Source organism: Pseudoalteromonas sp. AWM4_233 (assembly GCF_056158285.1).
This window is the reverse complement of record NZ_JBSWSZ010000014.1, coordinates 1-6,727: the sequence shown is the minus strand read 5'-3', so window position 1 is coordinate 6,727 and position 6,727 is coordinate 1. Positions and strand designations below refer to the sequence as shown.

Genomic DNA, 6,727 nt, shown 5'->3' with positions numbered 1-6,727 from the left:
TGTTCCTGTACTTGGTTCGGTTGGTCTGCTCCGCAGCCGGGCAAAACTGATGAAAGGCCAGCACCTAGTCGTCACCGGTTTCAATCTTGGCACCGGCTTCTTCCAGCTTGGCCAACGCCGCCTCAAGCAGTGATGGACGCGTATGGCGACACATAATCTTACCGCCAGATACCGCTGCAGCCACTAGGAAAGTACCGGTTTCGATACGGTCAGCAACCACTTCGTGGTAACCACCGCCCAAACGTTCAACACCTTCAATCGTAATGGTATCGGTACCCGCACCGGTGATTTTGGCACCCAGGGTATTAAGGAAGTCCGCCGTATCAACGATTTCTGGCTCACGTGCCGCATTCTCGATAACGGTTGTGCCTTCAGCCAACGTGGCCGCAGACATGATAGTCACGGTCGCACCAACGCTGACCTTGTCCATCACGATGTGAGCACCTTTTAGGCGGCCATCAACCGTGGCTTTGACGTAACCTTCTTCCAAGGTGATTGTTGCACCCAGCTGCTCAAGGCCGTGGATATGCAAATCAACGGGACGTGCACCAATCGCACAACCACCCGGCAGCGATACTTGGCCCTGGCCAAAACGCGCTACCAACGGGCCAAGAGCCCAGATAGACGCACGCATGGTTTTCACCAAATCATACGGCGCACAAAATTCGTTAACCGGACCAGCATCTACATACACTGAGCCGTTGCGTGATACCTTGGCACCCAGGCGGCTCAAGAGCTCCATCGTGGTGTCGATATCACGTAGCTTTGGTACATTCGCAACTTCTACCGGTTCTTCGGCCAACAGGGCTGCGAACAAAATCAGGCAATGCTGCATTCTTAGCACCAGAAATGGAGACTTCGCCGCTTAATGGGCCACCGCCCTGGATTCGAAACTTCTGCATCATTAACCTCTTAAGACAGCGACATCAATTTTTTGTCACGTGCCCACTCTTCAGGTGTGTACGTCTTGATGCTCAACGCATGAATTTCATTCGCTGCGATCTGTCCCATCAGCGGGCCGTAAATAGCCTGCTGCTTCTTCAACACGGTTCATACCTTCGAACATTGCGCCAACCGCAATCACTTCGTAGTGACTGCCGTCGCTCTTGACGATCACTTCGTCCAGTTCCAGAGCATTTTCTAGAATTTCTTTAATTTCAGAGATTTCCACAAGCTATCCTCTTTCGCAGCTCACTCGATGCAAGCCGCTAACATTGACTCAACGTGACTCAGACGAAGCAGCGTGACAAGCTGCTCTGGCACATTCAATATTTTCAGCTCAGAGCCATTTGGCTCAGCTGTTGGTATATGTGTAGCAACATCACCATACCGGCTAGAATCGATACGCCCGACCGCTGCCAGATCCAACTGTACCTGGCAATCCTTCGGCATCCATTCATGGCGTTGCTGCCAAAAAGCTGGAACTGTGTCACGTTCCAATGCCCCTGACAAGCAGTAAAGACCATTTTCCTGAGCTTGCCACTCAATCTTTTGCTTAGTCATTGTTTTCTGGCTCACGACGAATTGGCTTGGCCGCCAATCACTTCAGATCCTGGGTGACGGCATCCACACCCTGGCTACGAAGCTGGCCACTCCACTCGCTCTGTTTAGTCGAGATCATGCTGACCCCTTCGGCCACCATATCGAAGCCCTGCCACTCGCCGGTTTTCTTGTTCTTACGCAACTTGAAATCAAGGCGGGTTGGCAGGCATTGGTATCGACGATATCCACCCGGACAGACACCACACTGCGATCAGCCGGGATCGATTTAGGTGATTCGATTTCAATGTCCTGATCGGTGTACTGGGTCAGGACTTGGGCATAGGAAGCGACCAAATAATCAGTGAACGCTGCCACAAAATCATTACGCTGCTGCGGCGTGGTTTTCTTCAGCTGCGGGCCTAATACCTTGTATGCTGCATAGCGGGTATTGATATAAGGCAGCAGCTCTTGTCGCACTACGGTACGCAGACGCTCAGGGTTCTGCTGAATCAGGCTCTGCTCCGACTTCAGGCGGGCAAAGGTCTTCTGCGAAACCTGATCCATCATGGTATAAGGGTTAGTTTTATCAATCAGCGCGGCCTGTGAAACCAGCGGCAGGCAGACAAACATCATAAGTACATAGCGAAACCATTTCATAATTGTGCTCTCTTAATTACTGTCACCGCCGATGCTATACAGCACCTGGCCAATCATATCTTCCAATACTAGTGCAGACTTGGTGTCCTCAAGTAGATCGCCGTCACCAAGCATTTCAATGTCTTCATCAACAAAGCCCGGAGAAATGCCCAGATACTGCTCACCCAGCAGACCAGAAGTCAGAATGGCTGCCGAACTGGTCTCAGGGAAATAACCATATTTTTTCTCAATCGACAGTGTAACCACTGGCACATACGTATCAGTATCTAGGCTAATGTCTGTAATCTTTCCAACGGTAACCCCTCCGACCTTGATGGGTGATCGGACTTTCAAACCACCGATATTGTCGAAGTGGGCCTTGAGGGTATAAGTCTGCCGCGCCACCTAAATTCTGGACATCGGCAACCTTGCGAGATCAATACCAGCAGGGCAGCAAAGCCAGCCAATACAAAGCTGCCTACCCATAATTCTAGTTTTTTCGTTTGCTGCATCAGTTTTTTCCTGTTGTATTACCGCATTGCGGCTTTATCAGTTGCCAGAACATCAGGGCAGTGAGGACAAAATCCAGTCCCAAGACTGCCAGTGACGAATTCACCACGGTACGTGTGGTTGCGCGGCTGATCCGCCGTTCGGATGTCGGGACCGCATCATAACCATTGAAGACCGCAATCCATGTGACGGTGATTGCCAAAACCACGGATTTGATAATACTGTTGCCAATGTCGTAGCCCAAATCGACCGAAGACTGCATCACCGACCAGAAGCTGCCGTCATCGAGTCCCTTTCCATTCGACACCGACCAGCTCACCACCCCAGATCCCCACGGCACAGAACAGCATCGCCAGCAATGGCATCGAAATCACACCGGCCCAGAACCGCGGGGCGATGAGCCTGACGCAACGGATCGACCGCCATCATCTCCATGCTCGACAACTGCTCGGTGGTTTTCATCAAACCGATTTCGCGAGGCGGTCCAGCGCCGAGCCGGCCCGGCCAGCAAACAGCAAGGCGGTGACAACCGGCCCGAGCTCGCGCAACAGGGACAAGGCGACCATCTGACCCAAGCTGGTTTCAGCCCCGAAGTCCACCAGCACGATGTAGCCCTGCAGACTCGAGTACCATACCTATAGACAAGCCCGAGGACCAGAATGATAGCAACCGACAACACACCAACGTTGTAGAGCTGGCGCACTAATAACGGGAACATTTTGCCGGGCTGCGGCCGCTGCGCGGCCAATGCGCCGTGCGAACGCCGAGGTTGCACGCCCCATGGTCTGGAAGATATCCGACGCCCGACGCCCCTGACGGGAAATAAACTCTGTCATCATGCTCGGCGCTCCTTCCCAGTCAAGGGCGACCAACGCCCTGCTGCCCATCGGCTCGGCAGGAAAACGAAACGGCACAGGCCCATCAGCATCGCCATCGAGAAACTGACGGACGCGCGGATCAGGGTTATCCCATAATTGCTGTGGTGTGCCCTGGCCAATGATCCGGCTGCCGCAGAGAGGATGCGAGACATCAGTCCCCGCAATGCTCATCGCCTCAGGCACATCGTGGGAAACAATCACCGAAGTGGTACCCAGCGCCTTGTTCAGATCACCAGGATCGAGCGTTTCCACCAGTACTCCCATGGTAATCGAGATCTTCTGGCCGAACCAGACGGCTCGTCATACGTTGATCATTATCCGGATCCAGCGCAATCGCGCGGGCCAATGCGGCCCGTCGGGCCATACCGCCAGACAATTCGCTCGGCATCAATTGCGCAGCCCCGCGTAGCCCAACCGCTTCAAGCTTGAGCAGTACCAAGGTGCGCAGGAGATCTTCGGGAAGTTGGGTATGCTCACGGAGCGGAAACGCTACGTTGTCGAATACCGTCATGTCAGTGAACAAGGCTCCGGATTGGAATAACATGCTCATTTTCTTGCGGGCCAGATACAGTTCACTGCGACTGCAGCGCCGGAATATTCCAGCCCTCAAACCAGATTTCACCGCTATCAGGCAAGATCTGGCCGCCAATTAACCGTAGCAAGGTGGTTTTACCTATCCCTGACGGGCCCATTATGGCCGTCACTTTACCCTTGGGCACGTCCAACGAAACATCATCAAAGATTTTTCGTTCACCACGGGAGAAGGTCATTTGCCGGATAGAAACCAGCGCCTCTGTCTGCTCCATAGTTACCTTTATGGCTGTCCTGCCAGTCCAAAAGTCGGCCTACTAACATAGCAAGCGACATTATATGAATAGAATTAATTAGTTATCTTTATGTCTTTGATGATAGGTAGATTATGCAACCAACTCAAGAGATGAACTGTAAGAAGTCTGTGATTTCTCGGTCAGCACAGTGCTAATAATGACTGCTATTCCCTTGGAAACATTAGGCACAATGACCTATACCCTGCAAGACATAAGGCTGTTTGGGTCGAATCCATCCCGCCTTGTTTCGACATTGTCCCAACCTGTTAAAAATCCACAGACAATAATCATTTTCTCGCCCCTTTTGCTTTCCTTTTCATGGCCGAACCGTCAAAATTAGTCTCTTATTATTAATCACCCCAATTGGATCACAGCCGCTTTCCGGCATGTTGTCGTGATTCAATCCAGCACACTTTTACAAAAGGGATAACAATGCTCGAAGCCATCGTGTTTCTCTGTATCGGCCTGACCTTACTGGTATGGAGCGCGAGATCGACTTGTTTATGGCGCTGCGGCGCTTGCAAAATCTTGGTGTCACCCCACTTGTCATCGGTATGACCATTCTTGCCATGGGCTCTTCAGCCCCTGAGATGATGGTATCGGCCACCGCCGCCCTGGATGGCAAAACAGACACTGCAGTCGGAAATGTGCTGGGTTCGAATATTGCCAACATTGCCCTTATTCTGGGTATTACTGCACTTATCAAGCCTTTATCTATTAGCTCGGAAATTATCCGCCGCGAGCTGCCACTGATGATGGGCGTGACCCTGATTGCCGGTGTTCTGTTATGGGATAGCCACCTGGGCTTCTTTGAAGGTGTACTGCTGGTTGTTCTATTTGTAGCCTTTCTGCTGGCGATGCTCAGGATCAGCCGCAATGCCAAAGCAACCGGCGGCGATCCGCTGGTTGAAGAGCAAGAGTCCGATATCCCAGATGGTGTCAGCAACCCGAAAGCTGTTATGTGGACACTTATCGGCTTGGTGCTGTTGCCTTATGCGGCCAGCATGCTGGTTGAGCTCTGCGGTGACCATTGCCAAATATTTCGGCATGAGTGATCTGGTGATCGGCCTGACCATTATTGCGATCGGTACCAGCCTGCCGGAACTGGCTGCTTCGGTTGCCAGTCTGTTCAAAGGCGAAGATGACATGGCAGTCGGTAATATCATCGGCTCCAACGTCTTCAATATCCTTGCGGTGATGGGGATCCCCGGCCTGCTGAACCCATCCACCCTGAGCCCGCTGGCCATGGGCCGCGACTACTATGTGATGCTGGGTGTATCGATCTTGCTGGTTCTGATGGCTCTTGGAAAGCGCCGCCGAATCAATCGTGTAGAAGGTTTCATCCTATTGGCGACCTTTATCGCCTATCAAGGCTATCTGTTTTATAATCTGGCAGCCTAACGGAGAGGAATATTATGTCTACAGCGTTTGATTATTGCGAAATTGGCCGTAAAGTTATTGAAATTGAAGCAGAAGCTCTTCATGGACTGACCCATTACATCAATGGCAGCTTCACCGAAGCTTGCCGTTGATCAGCCAATGCAATGGCAAGGTCATCGTTATGGGGATGGGAAAATCAGGCCATATCGGTAACAAAATGGCAGCGACCCTCGCCGTTTACAGCCGCGTGCTGGCCTTTGACTTGAGTTCTTAAATTGCCTAACCGCATTGTGTAACCTATTCGTTCAGTTACGTATTGCTAAGGTTAACGACGGTTAGATTCACCTCTTACACAGCACCTGGTGATTCGGGTTTTAGATGCGGTAAAAGCAGGCGAGCGAGAAGTCGTGTTTTCCAAATAGCGCGAGTTTAGTTACTCGCGCTACTTTGTTAGAAACTAAGGTTTAGGTCCAACTTTGAATACCTATGACGCCATGAGCAGCAAGGTACACGACCACCATTAACTGTAATGCAGCAAATAGGCTGGCGATGTAAAAGGCTGTTTTGGCTGTTAACTGGTTATAAAGTAGTTTCAACTTCCATGTAGACCATAAAGCAGTTGCTGCCAATAGCAGACTTGAGAGCATGAGGCCCAAAGAGAAAAAACCGATATGACCAAGTCGGTCGATGGCTGACATAAGCCCAATAGCTAAGAAAAGTAAAAAGAGTAATGCGCTCCAAGCATTGAATGATAGCGATTGTCTCAGCTGAACTTCAGGTGCAGTCAGTTTTTTACGTCGCCAAGGCCAGTAACAACTATGTAAAATTAAACCAACTAGAAACAGCAGCCATGTAATGGCGATGACTTTATCAACCCATGCTTGAAGTCCAGAAACCGATTTAAAGACCAAGTTACCATAGTGCAGTACTTCACCTTCGATGGGGTCATTAGCAAATGCCAGGTGCTGTGTAAGAGGTGAATCTAACCGTCGTTAACCTTAGCAATACGTAATG

The 6,727-nt window shown here is 51.0% G+C and carries 2 protein-coding genes and 8 pseudogenes; 2 read left to right on the top strand and 8 right to left on the bottom strand.

The window, feature by feature from the left end; genetic code table 11:
- Window positions 1-67 precede the first annotated feature (67 nt).
- The 7 genes and pseudogenes from ACXAC4_RS18325 to ACXAC4_RS18295 all read right to left on the bottom strand — a co-directional run.
- Window positions 68-902: pseudogene (locus ACXAC4_RS18325) on the bottom strand (UDP-N-acetylglucosamine 1-carboxyvinyltransferase); the annotation flags it as partial.
- Between the two features lie 10 nt (window positions 903-912).
- Window positions 913-1,171, bottom strand: a pseudogene (gene ibaG, locus ACXAC4_RS18320) (BolA family iron metabolism protein IbaG).
- A gap of 20 nt (window positions 1,172-1,191) precedes the next feature.
- Window positions 1,192-1,503, bottom strand: a complete 312-nt coding sequence (locus tag ACXAC4_RS18315; RefSeq protein ID WP_475164414.1) for an STAS domain-containing protein — start codon at window positions 1,501-1,503, stop codon at window positions 1,192-1,194.
- A 37-nt stretch (window positions 1,504-1,540) separates the two neighbouring features.
- Window positions 1,541-2,046 (bottom strand): annotated as a pseudogene (mlaC, locus tag ACXAC4_RS18310) (phospholipid-binding protein MlaC).
- A 105-nt stretch (window positions 2,047-2,151) separates the two neighbouring features.
- A pseudogene (mlaD, locus tag ACXAC4_RS18305) lies at window positions 2,152-2,630 on the bottom strand (outer membrane lipid asymmetry maintenance protein MlaD).
- Window positions 2,630-3,410 (bottom strand): annotated as a pseudogene (mlaE, locus tag ACXAC4_RS18300) (lipid asymmetry maintenance ABC transporter permease subunit MlaE). Before mlaE ends, mlaD begins: the two co-directional pseudogenes overlap by 1 nt.
- 111 nt (window positions 3,411-3,521) lie before the next feature.
- Window positions 3,522-4,312, bottom strand: a pseudogene (locus ACXAC4_RS18295) (ATP-binding cassette domain-containing protein); the annotation flags it as partial.
- A gap of 453 nt (window positions 4,313-4,765) precedes the next feature.
- Between ACXAC4_RS18295 and ACXAC4_RS18290 the strand changes: the two are divergent.
- Window positions 4,766-5,734: pseudogene (locus ACXAC4_RS18290) on the top strand (calcium/sodium antiporter).
- A 14-nt stretch (window positions 5,735-5,748) separates the two neighbouring features.
- Window positions 5,749-5,948 (top strand): annotated as a pseudogene (locus tag ACXAC4_RS18285) (D-arabinose 5-phosphate isomerase); the annotation flags it as partial.
- Window positions 5,949-6,177: 229 nt separating this feature from the next.
- Here the strand turns inward: ACXAC4_RS18285 and ACXAC4_RS18280 are convergent.
- Window positions 6,178-6,624 (bottom strand): hypothetical protein, encoded by a 447-nt coding sequence (locus ACXAC4_RS18280; protein WP_475164412.1) that lies wholly within the window; start codon window positions 6,622-6,624, stop codon window positions 6,178-6,180.
- Window positions 6,625-6,727: the final 103 nt, after the last annotated feature.